The following is a 15,420-nucleotide window of genomic DNA, read 5'->3' on the forward strand; positions in this document are numbered from 1 at the left end:
CGGAATACTACGGCTCGCTTTGTACATTGTGGGCAATCAAGCGAAGCGCTTTGATTGAATCGCGACGACGTGTTCGAATCGCAGCCGGGAACGACGCGCGGCGCAAAGCCGCGCATATCTGGATGGAGGACGCGATGCCCAGGCACTTCGGTTTGAAGGCAGCATCGGCCGCAGGACGGTCGGCGTTCACGGGATCATCGAGGGATTTGCAGCAGCGGACTGCTTCGGCGTCGGCATCGAAGAAGCATGCTCCGGACAGCTCCGCAGCATCGAAGCACGATTCCCCATGCGCGGAACTGCCGTATTCGCCTGCGAGCTGGCGGGGCTGCCGTGGCCGGCGGTCGATCTCGGCAGACTGAAGCCGTGTCGCGGCGGCCAGGATGGCCGAAATCCAAGCCAATTGGTGCCGGCTGAGGGGATTGAACCCCCGACCTTCAGTTTACAAAACTGCTGCTCTACCGCTGAGCTAAGCCGGCGAATTGGGAATGATTTGCGCGCTCGCATAGCAGACTTGGCGCGCCAGAGCCAGAACCAAGGGCAGAACCGCCAAGGCCAGGACCCCCGGGGTCAGAGCTCGAAGGCCGGAACGTGTGCGGCCCGGATTCCATCACTCGGCGCGCATCGGCCTGGCAGCAAAAAGGCGGCCCGCAGGCCGCCCTTTGCGCCATCGGCCTGTCACCTGAGCTACTGGCAGGGATGCTGGCGGCCGTCGCTGCCGCGGAACCAGGTGCCGGGGGTGCAGACAAAGCCGTTCTGCCGGGCATATTCGGCGCCGCCGATTGGGGCGCGGGCATAGTCGGGGCCGCCAAACGGGGCGGTGGCGACCGCAGCCGCCGTGCCGACCGCGCCGCCGGCCACGCGGGCTGCGGCGTCGACAGGCGCGAACGGGCCGGGGTCATAGCGGTTGTAGCTGCTCTGCCAGTCGCGGTCCCGCCGATCGATGCGCTGGTGATAGGCGGTGCGGGTGCCTGGTGCCATCGCCTGGCATCGGGCGTCCGGCCAGGCATTCGAGCAGCGCGCGGCGGTGCCGATCGTCTGTTGCGCCATCGCCGGGCTCGCCAGTGCCGAGGCGAGCAGGGCTGCTGCGCCGAGGATTCTGAAGTGTGTCATGCAAGGCCTCCTCTCGTCGTGCTGAACGGCTAATTTCGCTGTGCAGCGCTCGTTCCGTCGTGGCCTTGCCCTGCGTTCAAACCAGTGTGAAGTTCCGCAGGCCCGTGCGCATGATGCGTTCCGGAGCATGCTGCCTTTGACCAGAATTGCGTGTAGAGCGGTGAACGAACTGGTGTCGGTGCCGACGCGGGGGATTGATGTTCGGAATCTTGAGTCTTGGCTTTCTGCTCGGCATGCAGCATGCGCTGGAGCCGGATCATATCGCGGCGGTATCGAGCATCGCGGCTCGCCGCACCCATGTCGGTGACATCGTCAAGCACGGGCTGACCTGGGGACTTGGCCACACGCTCACTTTGTTCATCTTTGCCGGCGCCGCGATCCTGCTCGGGCGCGCGATCCCGGAAACGGTCGCACAGCCGATCGAGACCGCGGTCGGCATCATGCTGGTCGGCCTCGGCGCGCATGTGTGGTGGCGGCTGTGGCGCGACCGCGTGCACTTCCACACCCATTCGCATGGCGACGGCACCACGCACTTCCACGCCCACAGCCATGCCGGTGAAGCCGTGGCGGCCACGTCCACCGTGGCGCTTGCGTCCACCGTGCCGCACGTCCGCGCCGCGCACAGCCATGCGCACGGTTTCCGCTGGCGCACGCTCCTGGTCGGCCTGATGCACGGCATGGCCGGCTCGGCGGCGCTGTTGGTGCTGACGGTGTCGCAGGCCCCAAGTCCGGTGATCGGGCTCGGCTATGTCGCGCTGTTCGGCATCGGATCGATGATCGGCATGGGCGTGCTGTCCAGCGTGATCGCGGTGCCGCTCGCAGCCTCGGCGCGCTGGCTGACCTGGGCCAATCGCGGCCTGCAAATGGCGGTCGGCGCGGTCACGATCGCGATCGGCGTCCACTCGATCGTCGAGAACGCCTTCACCTGACGGGTAGGCGCCTCCTTGTTTGAGCATGAAAACCGCTTCGCAGTTTTCCGGATCATGCTCCCGGCCGCCCGTTAACGATTTCTGATTCCGCACGGCCGCATTGACCGGATGCCGATGCTTACGCGTTAGGCTTACCGTCAGTTTGGCCGGCGTCCTTAACCCTTCCGCCAAGCCGTTGGATTAGGTTGCGGGTGAAACAATTCGGGACGCTGGGTGAACATGCGCACAAGTCTTGCGCTGGCGATATTGGCTGCGATGAGCTCGACGGCGCTGGCCGGCGGCGGCTTCGACATTGTCGTGCCGGTGCGGCCCGGCGTGCCGATCATCATTAACGGCGTCGACGCCTCCTACGCCGTGATCGAAAGCGCGATGGGGCTCGCTCGCAACGAGTCGATGGTGCCGACCGTCTATGGCGGCCGCCCGATCGATCCCCAGCCGAATGTCGGCCACTATTATCCGAGCCTCGGCCGCATGCCGGGTTACGGCCGCCTCGAGATCGAGCCGCCGGCCAACCGCCGCCTGCCCAAGCCGGCCGAGAGCTATCATCAATCGTGGGGCGCGGAATCGGCTCCGCTGCCGGCACAGTCCAACGTGCCGGTCGATCCGCCGCCGGTGATCTACGCGCCGGAGTTCAACGGGCCGCGGCCGCTGCCGCGCCCGTTCCCGCGGCCACCGCGACCCCGAGGATTCTGAAATCGACTGCCCGAAATCAAGAGCCCCGCGAAACGGGGGTCCTGAATAGCCATCAAGAGCTACGCGACGAACAGAGAGACCTACAGGAGAGAGTAATGCGTCAAATGATCAAAGGACTGATTGCGGCGGTGGCCGTCATGCTGACCGCGCCCGCAATGGCGTGCGGTTTCAACCCTTGCGGCTATTCCGCGCCCATCGTGAATTACGGCTGCGGTGGTTGCGGTGGCTACGGCTACGGCTACGGTTACGGCGCCGTCGAACGTCTGCCCGACCCGGATGCCGCTTATCCCAGCGCGGCGCAGCAGTACTATTACGTCAACCAGGGACCGACCTACACCGGTCCGGGCAACTGGGCACCGCGCCCGTACTACCGCGAAGGCTACGGCCGCCCGTATTACGGCTATCGCCGCTATGGCTACCGTCACTACGGCTACCGCCATCACTACGGCTACCGTTCGCACTACGGCTATCGCTACGGCCGCTACGGCCATCCGGTGCTGCGCCGCTACTACTGATCCGGCGATCGATCGAAGACATCAACGCCCGTTCGCGTCACGCGAGCGGGCGTTTGTCGTTCACATCAGCCCGAGCCGGCTGGCGCCGATATAGAGCGCGAGCACACAGGCGTTCGACACGTTGAGGCTCTTGATCTCGCCGGGCATGTCGAGGCGGGCGACGAGGCGGCAGGTCTCGCGAGTCAATTGCCGCAAGCCCTTGCCTTCGGCGCCGAGCACCAGCGCGAGCGGCGCTTGCAGCGCGGCCTTGCCGAGATCCTCGGTGCCCTCGCTGTCGAGGCCGACGGTCTGAAAGCCGCGCTCGTTCAGCTCGTTCAGCGCGCGCGCCAGGTTCTGCACGGTGACAACAGGCACGAGCTCGAGCGCGCCGGAGGCGGACTTCGCCAGCACGCCGGTCGCCTCCGGGCTGTGACGGGCGGTGGTGACGATCGCCTTCACCGCGAACGCCGCGGCCGAGCGCAGGATGGCGCCGACATTGTGCGGATCGGTGATCTGGTCGAGCACCAGCACGATGCCCTCCAGCGCCAGCGTGTCGATGCCGGGCGAGGGCAGGGGATCGGCCTCCGCCAGGAGGCCCTGATGCACCGCATCGGGGGTGAGGCGCCGGTCGATGTCGCCGGGCCGGACGATCTCGGGGGCGACGCGGGTCGCGATGTTTTCGTCGGCGAGGCGCTTGGCCGCGTTCTCGGTGAGGTAAAGCTTGCGGATATGGCGGTCGGGGTTGGCAAGCGCGGCCGACACCGTGTGCCAGCCATAGAGAATCACCGGCCCGTCGGAACCGGATTCGCGATCCCGCCAGGCCGGCGGGCGGCCGAATTTCGGCCCTTTTTGGAAGGGTTTACCGCCCTTGCCTCGGAAATTGGGTTTGCGGTCGCGATCGCTCATGTGAGGCTTGTGTCACGGCTCCCGAATATTGGCAATTTTGCACAGCGTTTTCGAGCGAAGTGGGGTCCGGTTCGCGCGAAGAAAACGCGACAAAACAAGAATCTAGCCGCAAGACTCACTCCTTTGGAACAGAGATCGCCCGAGCCTGCAAAAGTATCCCAAATAGACCGCTGGCTTGGTTGACTCTGGGGACCGCCTTCCCCCATAAACGCGCCCGACCGCGCACCCGCTTCGGGTCGGCCGGTTATCAGCGTCATTTCGATGACCCGGTCCACCGCCACTCGCGCGGCCGGTCTGATGCTGTTGGACGGGGGAGTGTCCCGAGTGGCAAAGGGAGCTGACTGTAAATCAGCCGCCTCATGGCTTCGCAGGTTCGAGTCCTGCCTCCCCCACCAATCAAATCAGTCACTTACATCGCTTGCCTTCCACGTCATCCTGATCGCCTCGAATGGTGGAAAGATTGGGAGCCTGTAGGGGCCCGTCAGGGAGCCGCTGAGCGGCCATCGCTCCTCGGCGTGATCCGGACGATCGCACAGGGGAGCCCGGTAGCCGGGGACGAGGCGGCGTTCGTGATGCTCCGGGTCTGGCCGGAACGTTTCCCGCTGTTCACGGCTTATGGAATAGTCAGCGCGGCGCGCGGTCCCTGATGGTTCATCCGCCAGCCCCGGAGATCAGGGACCGCGTTACTGCGCTGAGGCGAGGGCACATGACGGGTTTGTCCAATGACCGAAGCGACATTGTTCATGTTGGGCGTGGCGGGTTTGGCTCTGTGGTCCGCTATCGTTGCCGTGTTTGAGATCAAAGCGGCATGGGGGCGAAGCCAGCTACGACGGCGAGCCCGTGATCAAGGCCGCACCGAGATAACCCTCTAAAGCTTGCGGGGAGACGGCGACGTTGCCATCGGCTGAATATCATCTGCGACAAGCCGAGATTGCATCTCGGATGGCCCTTGTCGAACCGGATTTTCGCAGGGTAGTGCATCTGCACCTTCTCGCCTTGGAGCACTACGACAAGGCTGAAGAGACCAGAGCCAAAGAACCAGTTCTCAAACCGGCGACCTCCCAGTAGCGACAGTACGAGCTTGTCAGAATTGGTGTGCAGCCATCCATGCTGCGCCGACTACGCCGGGTTGAGGCGTGGCGCAGAGCGCGCTTCCAACGCCTCCTGGATGGGCCGGATCGAGAGCTAAAAGCACCAGGATAATACGGGAAGCCGCGATATTTCTTTTCGAGTAGCGGTAGTGCGCCGAATAGCAGCCGATCGCAATCTCATCTCAAGCTGGGCGGCCTTTGGGTTCTTGCCAGTTTGGACAAGGCCAAGGGTATGCCGGGCTTCTCGCGGGCGGCTTCGAGATCGAGGACAGCGATCCGGCCGATGGTTTCCCGGCCCTGCCGGGTGCCGATCTGCCACCGTGCAACATAGGAGCTGGCACCGCTTGCCCGCAGGCGGACGCCGAAGCCCGGCATCAGATCGTCCCAGATGAAAACCTCGGTCTTACCCTCGGGCGCCTGCGTCTTCACCCTATCCGCGCAAACATCTCCGGCCGCCGCCGGCGTTCCATTGCTCGGCCCGCGAGTGAAATGATAGATTGCGCCATTTCATGATTGAGCCGTTTCAGACGATATGAAGAAGATTTTGCACTGGGACGTTTCTGCAGGAGATGACCCGGCGCTGATGGTTGCCTGCGTCATCTTGCTTGGCGTCTCGATCCTGGTTTCGATACCGGCATTTTTCGGTGGTGGCGGCCAGGCCGGAATTGATTTTTCATGTTTCTGGGGCGCGGGCGCGATGGCGCTCGAGGGCCATGCGGCGGCGGCCTACGATTGGGAGCAGCTGCATCAGCAACTTGTTCTCCGGGTGCAATCCCTCAATCACGCTCCGTATCCTTACGATCAGGTGCCGGTTCCGTTCTTTTATCCGCCGGTGTTTTTCCTGGTTCTGGCGCCGCTGGCGCTGCTGCCGTTTCCGGTTGCGTTCTGGGTCTGGAGCGCGGCAAAGCTGTCCTGCTGGCTGCTTGTCGCTTATGCCATCCGGCCACGCTTCGGCGCGCTGCTGCTGGCACTCGTTGCTCCGCCTGTATTCTATGACTTCATTTCCGGCCAAAGCGCACTGCTCGCCGCATCGTTGCTCAGCGGCATCCTGCTGACATTGGACAGGCGTCCGCTTCTCAGTGGAATCCTGATCGCGCTGCTCATCTTCAAACCTCAATATGGCGTGCTGCTTCCCTTCGTGCTGATCGCCACCGGGCGTTGGCGCGTCGTCATCACCGCCGCCCTGGTGATTCCGGTCCTCCTGCTGCTCGCCGGGCTGATCTTCGGTTGGGATACCTTCGATGGCTTCCGCGCCGCCGCCACCTTCGCCACGACGCAATTTCACCTCAGTGGCGCGCTGCCATGGTACAAACTTCAGAGCATCTATGGGCTCTTGCGAGACGCCGGCCTTGGCTACGGTTTGGCGATGGCGTTCCACGTCGCGATCGCATCGGTGGTTGCGATCGGGGTGCTGATCCTGTGGCGCGGCCGTGTCAGCTTCGCCGTAAAGGCCGCAAGCCTGCTGGCGGCAACGCCGCTGATTTCTCCTTACTTCGCGATCTACGATATGCCGATCCTGGTGGTCGCGCTGCTCTTTCTCATGAACGACACCGCGGGCCGCCTCGCGTCGCGTTCGGGTCGAAGCGCCTTCCGGATCGCGGTCAGCGTCATCTTCGTATTGGGATACGCTTTCCCGTTCGTGCGCACGCCTCTCGGCCCCATGATGTGCGCAACCGTGATCGCGCTGATCTGGACGAGATACCGGCAAGAGGCCGGCGAGACAGTTCCGGGCGAGGAGTTGCGAAAATCTGCGACGGTCGGAGGCTAGTGTCCCGATCGCGAACAGTCGCGAAGATCATCAGGATCGGCCGTCTTGGTGCGCCGGCGGTGTGGCCGTGCCGGGCACAGCCTCCGCGCCAACCGGGTGCCGGGTGCTCGACGAATCGTCGCGCTTGAGCATCGAGGCCCAGGCGATGAATGGATAGGCCAAAAGCGTCAGGTAGCTCGTGGGCATCGGGTGATCGACGCCGAATGCCGTCGGCTTCTGTCCTTCCGGAAGATAGAGGCTGCCGAACAGCACATCGTAGAACGAGAACAGCCCGGCGTAATTCTTGTCCCTGGCTTCCCGCTCGCTGCTGTGGTGCCAGTGATGAAACTCCGGCGATACCAGGATGCGGCGCAGCGGGCCGTAGCCCAGGCGCACGTTGGCGTGCGCGAGCCAGGACTGCCAGTAGTAGATCGCAAGATAGGTCCCGATCGCCTCCGCGGAGAAACCGAGCGCGAACAGCGGAAACAGCGAACCAACCTTCATGAAGGTCACGTCAAGCGGGTGCTGGTGGATCGCGGCGAGCCAGTCCAGTTCTTCGACGGCGTGATGAACGGCGTGGATGCGCCACATGGCGGGCACGACATGCAGGATGCGGTGGGTCCAGTAGATGCCGAGGTCTCCGATCACGATCGCGATGAGCGCCTGAGCCCAATACGGGAGATCGCTGACCGCCTGCTTGACTGGCGAGGGCAGGATCGATTGATTGACCAGCGTCGCCACTGCGATGATCGCGGTCACGCCGACGAACACCAGCCAGCCGTTGAGAAACAGGAAGGCCATATCGGTCGAAAGACCACGCCTGAAGATCTTCTGCCGCCTCGCTGCAAAGAGTTGCTCGAACGGCACGAAGATCAGGGGCGCCAGCAAAAGCTGGTATTGTTCCAATAACGCGCGCATTCAAATGGCCACGTGAAATAACGACAGCCTACCACCTCGGTCCCCGATGGCGTCAATCGGAAACGAAACCCGAGTTGTGGGAGCGTTAATCAGCATCCCCGTGCCGCTACGGGGATCACGGGTCGCTGGGAGCCGGGTTAGTCCGCATGCGCCAATCCCACCCCCTCACTCCATTCTTGCGAACATCTCCACCAGCGTCTCACGCAGCCAGCGCTGCGCGGGGACGGTGTCGTTGCGCTGGTGCCAGAACAGGCTGACGATGCGCGGCGGTGCCGGCAGGGGCACCGGCACCGCATGCAGATGGGGCGCGTGGCGGGACTGCGCGCTGAGATCGCGCGGCAGCACCGCGATCAGGTCGGACTGGCGCACGATCTCGTAGGCGGCGTTGTAGTGGTTGACGGTCGCGACCAGATTGCGCGACAGCCCGCGCGAGGCGAGAAACTGGTCGTAGGTCGGCAGCGTCTTGCCGGCGAGGCTGACATCGACATGCTTGGCGGCAAGGAAGCTCCGGGTGTTGAGCCGCTTCTGCCTGGCCAGCGGATGGTCGCGCCGCATCATGCAGGCATATTCGACGGTCCACAGCGAGCGTGAGCGGATCACGGCCGGCGGCTGCTGCGCCTCGTTGACATAGACGCTGAGCACGCAATCGACGCGGTTGTCCTCGAGCCGGTCGCCGATCTCCAGGATGGTGTTGGGCACGGTGTGGATGCGCGCGGACGGCGCCACTTCGCTGAAGCGGTTGAGCAGCCGCGGCATTACCAGCGAGGCAACGTAGTCGGACATCGACAGGATGAATTCGGCCTGGGTCTGTCGCGGATCGAAGGCGTCCCCGTCGAGCGCGTGGCGGACATGTTCCAGGGCATCGCCGATCGGCTGCCACAGCGCCACGGCGCGCTGCGTCGGGCGGATCCCGCTCGCGGTGCGCACGAACAGGGGATCGCCGAGCGCGTCGCGCAGCCGCGCCAGCGCGTTGCTGACCGCGGGCTGCGTCATGGTCAACGCGCTGGCGGCGCGCGTGACGCTGCCCTCGGTCATCAGCGCCTCGAAGACTTTCAGCAGGTTGAGGTCGAGCGTGCGGAAGGACACGAGCAATATTCACAATGGTGATGTGCCAGATAACGATTATAAATTATTCGGATAATATTGGTTTGTCTATCATTCCCCGGCTGCCCCTGTGGCGCGTGCCGACCGCGGGGCGAGGGGGGACTTTCATGTCGATGATCTCGGCGCGCATCGAGCGCCTGCCGTTCGCGCAGTTCCATGTGCACCTGCTGCTGATGGGCGGCCTCGGCTATCTCTTTGACGCGATGGATGCCGCGGTGCTGGCGTTCATCCTGCCGGTGCTGCGCACCGCGTGGGGGCTGACCAATGTCGAGACCGGCGTGCTCGGCTCTAGCACCTTCGTCGGCTATCTGTTCGGCGCGCTGCTCGCGGGGATGCTGGGCGACCTGATCGGCCGCCGCGCGGTGATGATGTCGGCGCTCGCGCTCTACAGCGCGGCCTCGCTGGTGAGCGCCGCGGTGGATAGCTGGCCGGCGTTCTTTGCCGCGCGCGTCGTCGCCGGCATGGGCACTGGCGCGGAGAGCGCGATCATCGCGCCGTACCTCGCGGAGTTCGTGGCGCGGCGTTACCGCGGCGCCTTCACCGGCGCGCTGGCGGGCTTCTTCTCGTTCGGCTTCGTCGCCGCCGCCTTGCTCGGCTATTTCATCGTGCCCGCCTACGAGAACGGCTGGCGCATCGTGTTGGTCATCACGGCCGTGCCTGTCGTGATGCTGCTGTGGTGGCGGAGATCGCTGCCGGAATCGCCGCGCTGGCTGGAAAGCCGGAGCAGGGCGAAGGAGGCCGAAGCGGTGCTCGACAGGATCGAGGCCGGCTTCGCGCGCGAGGGCCGCGCGCTGCCGCCTGCGGTCGCCGAGCCGGCCGCCCCCGCCGCATCGTCGGGAACGCTGTTGAGCAATTTTGCCGCGCTGCTGGCGGGACGGCAGGCGCGCATCACCACCATGACCTGGATCATGTGGCTGTCGATCACCTTCAGCTACTATTCCTTCTTCGTCTGGATTCCCGGCCTTTTGGTGCAGAACGGCATGAGCATCACCAAGAGTTTTGGCTATTCGCTCGCGATGTATTGTGCGCAGGTGCCGGGCTATTTCACCGCCGCCTTCTTCAATGAACGGATCGGACGGCAGGCGACGATTGCGACCTATATGCTGCTCGGCGGCGTCAGCGCGCTCGGGCTCGCCTTTGCCAAGAGCGATGCGGAGATCATGACGGCCGGCCTGCTGCTGTCGTTCTTCATGAACGGCACCTATGCCGGCGTCTATGCCTACACGGCCGAAGTGTTTCCGACATCGATCCGGACCACGGGGGCCGGGCTCGCATCCGCGATCGGCCGCATCGGCGCGATCGTGGCGCCGATCCTGGTCGGCTACCTCTATCCGAATTTCGGCTTTGCCGGCGTGTTCGGCGTCACCACGTCCGTCCTCCTGATCGGCGCGCTGACAGTGGTGCTGATGGGCGTGCCGACGCGTGGCCGGTCGCTGGAAGACATTGCAAGCAAGGCTGCGTGATCACGCAGGCCAGGAGACGACCATGTCCACCATCCTCTTCAAGAATGCCGCGCTGCTCGATCCGCTGCGGTCCGATCTGCTCGAGGGCCACCACGTGCTGGTGGAGGGTCGCCTGATCAAGGAAGTGTCGGACAGGCCGATCGAGGCTTCCGCCGATCGCGTCGTCGACCTCAAGGGCAAGACCCTGATGCCCGGCCTGATCGACCTGCATGTGCATGCTGTCGCCGTCGAGCTCGATTTGTCGCAGCAGGCGCGGATGGCCAACGTGCTGGTGACGCTGCGGTCGACCATGCTGCTGCGTGGCATGCTTAAGCGCGGCTTCACCACCGTTCGCGATGCCGGCGGCGCCGGCTACGCGCTGAAGCAGGCGATCGACACCGGCCTCACCGACGGTCCGCGGCTGTTCGTCTCCGGCCGCGCGCTCAGCCAGACCGGCGGTCACGGCGACGGGCGGGCCCGCTCGGACTATCTGGCCGATCCGACCTGCTCCTGCTGCGTGCGGGTCGGCGCGATCGCGCGCGTCGTCGACGGCGTCGATGCGGTGCGCAAGGCGGTGCGCGAGGAGCTGCAGATGGGCGCCGACCAGATCAAGATCATGGCGTCCGGCGGCGTCGCATCGCCGACCGATCCGATCGGCGCTTACGGCTATTCCGAGGACGAGATCCGCGCCATCGTCGCGGAGGCGAGGGCGCGGCACACCTATGTGCTGGCGCATGCCTACACCGCGGAGGCGATCGAGCGGGCAATACGCTGCGGCGTGCGCACCATCGAGCACGGCAATCTGATCGATCTGCCGACCGCGCGTCTGATGGCCGAGCAGGGCGCCTATGTGGTGCCGACGCTGGTCACCTACGAAGCATTGGCAAACGAGGGCGCGAAATACGGCCTGCCTGCGGCGAGCGTTGCCAAGATCGCCGACGTGCGCGACGCCGGGCTGCGCTCGCTCGCGATCTACCGCGAGGCCGGCGTGAAAATGGGGTTCGGCACCGACCTGCTCGGGCCGTCGCAGAGGCTGCAGAGCGACGAGTTCCGGATCCGCGCCGAGCTGCTCGGCCCTCAAGCGGTGATCGCCAGCGCGACCATCATCGGCGCCGAGGTACTCGGCATGGAAGGCAAGCTCGGCCGCATCGCGCCGGAGGCCTTCGCCGATCTCTTGGTGGTTGAGGGCAACCCGCTGCGCGACGTGACGTGCCTGCTCGGCCAGGGCGAGCAGATCCCGCTGGTGATGAAGGCCGGCAAGGCCGAGGTCGATCGGCTGGGCGGGTAGGGCGGGAAGGCTGAAGCGATACGATTTCTGAATAATGGAAGCGTACCGCTGATTTGCCCGACGAGTCAAGTTGCCGTGTCCGCCGGCTACTTTGCATGGGGTTGTTTTCGATATTTTGGCAGTGCGTCCGACCTCACCACACCACGCGCAAACCGGCGGTGCCCTTGTAGCTGTGGTTGTCGCCGGCATCCTGCAGGCTGGCGCGGTAGGTGGCTTCGCCGAACAAGGTGTAGCGGCCGCCCGCCCAGCTGTAGCTGCCGCCGCCGCCGATCGAGCCCCAGAGCCGGTCGTTGGCGCTGGCGACGCCGGTGCCCGCGACGTCGACGTTGGTGCCGTCGAGGAATTCGTAGTGCAGATTGCCGATCGCGTAGAGGTCGGAGCGGGCGCCGTCGCTCCAGCTCTTCCGGTGATTGAGCGACAACCCAACGCGGCCGAGCAGGCTGTCGGCATTGCCGAGCGAGACCAGCGCGCCGAAGCGGTCGGTGAAGCCGTCGAAGTCGACCTTCGAATAGGCGAACTGCGCCTGCGGCGTCAGCGAGAAGCCGTTGCCGATTGTGAACCGCTTGCCGCCCTCGACGCTGAAGGCATAGCCGAGGCCTTCATTGCCATGGGTCATGCTGCCGACGAGGTCGGAGGTGAGGTCGCCGCGATAGAACATGGTCTGCATCTGGCCGTCGATGTAGACGCCGTTGTCGCCGTACCAGGTGGCAGTGGCGCCGACGCCGGTGCCCTCGGCGCGGATGCGGCCGTTGCCGAAGAACGAGTTCACGTAAGCCGTGGTCAGGCCGTATTGCAGCGTGAGGCCGACGATCAGGCGGCCGTAATTGTTCTCGAGCGCGAGGCCGTCGAGCCCGGCCTGCGCCTTGAAGTCATCGCTGTTCAGGGTCGAGCCGGTGGTGTTCGACGGCCGCAGGCTGGTTTGACCGCCCTCGATGCGGCCCCAGAACGCCGACTGCGTCCATGAACTGTCTGCCTGCGCCGCCGGCGTGACGCCCATCCGCGCCATCGCCTCGCTCGGGCCGCCGTTGCCGCCCCAGTAGCGGTTGCCGACGCGCTCCTGCAGCGAGGGCAGCGCGTTCATGCCGAGCAGCACCTGGGCGTAGTTCTCGTAGAGCGGTACGCCGGGCTGGTACAGCGGGCCCGCGGGCTTGGCCGGTGCGGCCGGATCGCTCGGCGGATTGACCAGGCTGGAGCGCAGATACCAGTCGCCGTCCGCCGGCGTCGAGATGCCGTTCTTCTGCAGCGTATAGGCATAGGCGCCGGCGACGATCGCCTGCTGGCCTTGCAGCGAGTAGCTGCCTGCCAGCGTGAATGTGCCGTTGGAGGCGCCGGTGACGTCGATCAGCTTGATGCCGTCTGCGGTCTGCGCGCCGCCGCCGCCGCCGGCATTGTTGATCCTCACGGTCGAGGTGCCCGACGTGCTTGCCGCGACGAGGCGGTCGGTCGCCGAGCCGTCGCCACCGAGCACGGTGTTGAACAGCAGCGTGCCGCCGTTGCCGGCATAATTGCCGGCGACCGTCAGCGTCGTGCCGGGCGTGGTGCCGAATTGCAGCGTGCCGGCATTGCTGAAGCCGCCGATGGTCTGGTTGAAGCCGTTGAGGTCGATCGTGGTGCCGGCGCCGGCGGTGACGGCAGACGCCGCGCTGAAGGCATTGACCGCGCCGGCGCGCAGCGTGCCGCCGTTCACCGTTGTGGCGCCGCTGTAGCTGTTGGTGCCGGACAGCGTCTGCGTGCCGCCGGTGAGGGCGAGTCCGCCGGTGCCGCCGATCGCGCCCGCGAAAGTGTCGCTGCCATTGGTGATGGTCAGCGTCTTGGCGCCGAGCGCGACATTGCCGCTGCCGGCGAGGCTTTGAATGCTGGTCGAGGTGCCGGCGAGGCCGGAGATGTCGAACGCCGAATTTGCCACCACATGGCTGGAATTGCTGATCGATCCGGCCCCCGTCAGCGCCAGCGTGCCCGCAGAGATCGTAGTCACGCCGCTATAGCCATTGGCGCCGGACAGCGTTTCGGTGCCGCCTGACAGCGTCAACCCGCCGCTGCCGCCGATCACGCCTGCGAAGGTGTCGTTCGCGGCCGTGATGGTCAGCGTCTTGGCGCCGAGATCGACGCCGCCGGTGCCCGACAGCCGCTGGATGCTGGTGCCGGCGCCGGAGAGGCCGGCGATGCTGAACGTGCCGTTCGCAATCACCTGGCTGGAAGCGGCAATGTCGCCGGCGCCGGTGAGCGCCAGCGTGCCGCCGGTGATCATGGTCGCGCCGCTATAGGCCTGGACGCCGGACAGCGCCAGCGTGCCGCCGGTGAGCTGCAATCCGCCGGTGCCGCTGATCGTTCCGGCAAAGCTGTCATGCGCGTTGGTGATGATCAGGTCCTTGGCGCTCAGCGTGACGGTGCCGGCGCTGCTGCCGGCAAGACTCTGGATGTGCGCGTTGGCGTCCGACATGAGCGACAGATCGAGGATTGCGTCATCGACAACGCGGTTTGAGGTGGCGAGGGCATTGCCGGAGCCGGCGGTACCAGACAGCCGAAACGTGCCTTGTTGGATCACCGTGTCGCCGGTGTAGCTGTTGCCCACGCCAGTGAAGCTGAAGAGCCCAGCGCCGGTCTTGGTCAATCCGCCGACGCCGCTGAAGCCATTCGCCTGGAGGACGGTGAACCCATTGCTGTCGATGGTCAGTCCGCCCGCGGCGATGTTGTTCTGGGCGGCCGTTCCGCTGGAGACGGTGGGGGTATTGATGGCCGCACGGAACGTGGCGTTGTCAAAATTGACCCGGCCGCCCGCGTTGCCAACGGTAATGCCGAAGCCGTGATTCTCCAGCGTGGCGTTGCTGATGTTGAGGGTGGCCGTGCCGGTGCCGGCCGGGCTGCCGACGATGACCCTGCTTGTGACGGAGACGGTCGCGCCGTCCAAGATGTTGAGCACGCTTGTGGCGCCAGCGAACAGGGAGATCGTGCTGCCGTTCCACCGGGAGCCGGCCCCTGTCACGGTGACGGTCGCAGTACCACCTACGACATCGCCAATAAAAACGCTGCTGCCTGTCAGCGTGGCGCCGTTTTGAATGGTGAGGTTGGTCGTTCCTCCCGCCAGGTCGCGAACATTGACCGTGAAGGCCGTACCGGTCGCCCCGGGGTTCACGCCGAGGACGACGTTGGAACCGGGCACGATGTTCACCGCGCCGCCCGCAACCGGCGCGGCGCCGCCGGACCAGTTCGAGCCGACCGTCCAGTCGTTGCTGGTGGCGCCGGTCCAGGTCTGTGCCGCGGCCGAGCCGGGCATCAGCGCCGAGAGCGCGGCCACCGAGGCGCTCATCAACAGCAGGCGATGGAGGTGCGCGCGCGTGCGGAATTGCGATGCAGTCCGCCGTGGATTGAGTGGATTGTCACCAACGTGTCGTGGTTTCGTCGCAGCCCCGATGCATTGGCGCATGGTGCTCAGCCCCTTGTTCTTGCCGCTGCCCGGCAGGTTGCATTCCGGCAAACCTTCGCCGGCAGCGGATGGGCATCACGCTATGTGACTCACTGTGAGCTGACAAACGAACCTTGTTGTTCCCCAGCGAAACAAGGCGCAGTGTGCCCGCGATGCAACGTCCGCGCGATCCGATTAATCGATCGCTAACCAGTTGAGTTGCGCCGGGCGCGATATCGTGCGTCAGCGGATTTGAAGACCGCGGGACGGCGCGGCGCGTCGGCGGCATGGAAGG

The 15,420-nt window shown here is 65.3% G+C and carries 13 protein-coding genes and 2 tRNA genes; 7 read left to right on the forward strand and 8 right to left on the reverse strand.

Translation table 11 applies throughout. The features are described 5' to 3' along the window. Window positions 1–7: 7 nt before the first annotated feature. The 3 genes from IF803_RS35280 to IF803_RS35290 form a co-directional block, all read right to left on the reverse strand. On the reverse strand, window positions 8–400 hold the full coding sequence (locus IF803_RS35280; RefSeq protein WP_461195394.1) for a hypothetical protein: 393 nt from the start codon (window positions 398–400) through the stop codon (window positions 8–10). 1 nt (window position 401) lies between these two features. Further along, window positions 402–476: transfer RNA gene (locus IF803_RS35285), tRNA-Thr, on the reverse strand. A 208-nt stretch (window positions 477–684) separates the two neighbouring features. After that, window positions 685–1,110 carry a hypothetical protein gene (locus IF803_RS35290; protein WP_461195395.1) on the reverse strand — a complete coding sequence of 142 codons (426 nt, stop codon included), beginning with the start codon at window positions 1,108–1,110 and terminating at the stop codon, window positions 685–687. A gap of 197 nt (window positions 1,111–1,307) precedes the next feature. Here IF803_RS35290 and IF803_RS35295 point away from each other — a divergent pair, with 197 nt between their 5' ends. The 3 genes from IF803_RS35295 (at window position 1,308) to IF803_RS35305 (ending at window position 3,247) form a co-directional block, all read left to right on the forward strand. Next, window positions 1,308–2,039: a sulfite exporter TauE/SafE family protein gene (locus IF803_RS35295; protein ID WP_461195396.1), complete on the forward strand. Its 732-nt coding sequence runs from the start codon at window positions 1,308–1,310 to the stop codon at window positions 2,037–2,039. A 219-nt stretch (window positions 2,040–2,258) separates the two neighbouring features. Next, a complete protein-coding gene (locus IF803_RS35300) occupies window positions 2,259–2,732 on the forward strand; it encodes a hypothetical protein (RefSeq protein ID WP_461195397.1) in 474 nt (157 codons plus the stop codon). Window positions 2,733–2,827: 95 nt separating this feature from the next. Further along, a complete protein-coding gene (locus IF803_RS35305) occupies window positions 2,828–3,247 on the forward strand; it encodes a hypothetical protein (RefSeq protein WP_304557795.1) in 420 nt (139 codons plus the stop codon). A gap of 60 nt (window positions 3,248–3,307) precedes the next feature. Here IF803_RS35305 and rlmB read toward each other — a convergent pair whose 3' ends face one another. Beyond that, window positions 3,308–4,132 (reverse strand): 23S rRNA (guanosine(2251)-2'-O)-methyltransferase RlmB, encoded by an 825-nt coding sequence (gene rlmB, locus IF803_RS35310; protein ID WP_461195398.1) that lies wholly within the window; start codon window positions 4,130–4,132, stop codon window positions 3,308–3,310. A 309-nt stretch (window positions 4,133–4,441) separates the two neighbouring features. Between rlmB and IF803_RS35315 the strand changes: the two genes are divergently transcribed. After that, a tRNA-Tyr gene (locus IF803_RS35315) sits at window positions 4,442–4,527 on the forward strand. Between the two features lie 873 nt (window positions 4,528–5,400). Here IF803_RS35315 and IF803_RS35320 read toward each other — a convergent pair. Further along, the gene (locus tag IF803_RS35320) at window positions 5,401–5,652 is read right to left on the reverse strand and encodes a hypothetical protein (RefSeq protein WP_461195399.1); all 252 of its coding nucleotides are present in this window, start codon (window positions 5,650–5,652) and stop codon (window positions 5,401–5,403) included. A gap of 103 nt (window positions 5,653–5,755) precedes the next feature. On the opposite strand from IF803_RS35320, the gene IF803_RS35325 reads away from it, so the two are divergent. Then, entirely contained in the window at window positions 5,756–6,991 is a 1,236-nt protein-coding gene (locus tag IF803_RS35325; RefSeq protein WP_461195400.1) for a glycosyltransferase family 87 protein, read from the forward strand. 30 nt (window positions 6,992–7,021) lie between these two features. Here IF803_RS35325 and IF803_RS35330 read toward each other — a convergent pair whose 3' ends face one another. After that, window positions 7,022–7,888 (reverse strand): sterol desaturase family protein, encoded by an 867-nt coding sequence (locus IF803_RS35330; RefSeq protein WP_461195401.1) that lies wholly within the window; start codon window positions 7,886–7,888, stop codon window positions 7,022–7,024. 165 nt (window positions 7,889–8,053) lie between these two features. After that, window positions 8,054–8,980, reverse strand: coding sequence for a LysR family transcriptional regulator (locus IF803_RS35335; RefSeq protein ID WP_461195402.1), 927 nt, complete (start codon window positions 8,978–8,980; stop codon window positions 8,054–8,056). A gap of 119 nt (window positions 8,981–9,099) precedes the next feature. Here IF803_RS35335 and IF803_RS35340 point away from each other — a divergent pair, with 119 nt between their 5' ends. Both IF803_RS35340 and IF803_RS35345 read left to right on the forward strand, forming a co-directional pair. Continuing rightward, window positions 9,100–10,455 (forward strand): MFS transporter, encoded by a 1,356-nt coding sequence (locus tag IF803_RS35340; RefSeq protein ID WP_461195403.1) that lies wholly within the window; start codon window positions 9,100–9,102, stop codon window positions 10,453–10,455. Window positions 10,456–10,477: 22 nt separating this feature from the next. After that, complete coding sequence (locus IF803_RS35345; protein ID WP_461195404.1) at window positions 10,478–11,722, forward strand: metal-dependent hydrolase family protein; 1,245 nt, start codon at window positions 10,478–10,480, stop codon at window positions 11,720–11,722. Window positions 11,723–11,855: 133 nt separating this feature from the next. Here IF803_RS35345 and IF803_RS35350 read toward each other — a convergent pair whose 3' ends face one another. After that, entirely contained in the window at window positions 11,856–15,017 is a 3,162-nt protein-coding gene (locus IF803_RS35350) for an autotransporter outer membrane beta-barrel domain-containing protein (RefSeq protein WP_461195405.1), read from the reverse strand. Window positions 15,018–15,420 lie beyond the last annotated feature (403 nt).

The organism is Bradyrhizobium sp. UFLA06-06 (assembly GCF_054820065.1).

Excerpts from the sequence above, each read along its gene's own strand:
- IF803_RS35290 (WP_461195395.1), bottom strand. The coding sequence starts at position 1,110 with ATGACACACTTCAGAATCCTCGGCGCAGCAGCCCTGCTCGCCTCGGCA.
- IF803_RS35295 (WP_461195396.1), top strand. The coding sequence starts at position 1,308 with ATGTTCGGAATCTTGAGTCTTGGCTTTCTGCTCGGCATGCAGCATGCG.
- IF803_RS35300 (WP_461195397.1), top strand. The coding sequence starts at position 2,259 with ATGCGCACAAGTCTTGCGCTGGCGATATTGGCTGCGATGAGCTCGACG.
- IF803_RS35305 (WP_304557795.1), top strand. The coding sequence starts at position 2,828 with ATGCGTCAAATGATCAAAGGACTGATTGCGGCGGTGGCCGTCATGCTG.
- rlmB (WP_461195398.1), bottom strand. The coding sequence starts at position 4,132 with ATGAGCGATCGCGACCGCAAACCCAATTTCCGAGGCAAGGGCGGTAAA.
- IF803_RS35325 (WP_461195400.1), top strand. The coding sequence starts at position 5,756 with ATGAAGAAGATTTTGCACTGGGACGTTTCTGCAGGAGATGACCCGGCG.
- IF803_RS35330 (WP_461195401.1), bottom strand. The coding sequence starts at position 7,888 with ATGCGCGCGTTATTGGAACAATACCAGCTTTTGCTGGCGCCCCTGATC.
- IF803_RS35340 (WP_461195403.1), top strand. The coding sequence starts at position 9,100 with ATGTCGATGATCTCGGCGCGCATCGAGCGCCTGCCGTTCGCGCAGTTC.
- IF803_RS35345 (WP_461195404.1), top strand. The coding sequence starts at position 10,478 with ATGTCCACCATCCTCTTCAAGAATGCCGCGCTGCTCGATCCGCTGCGG.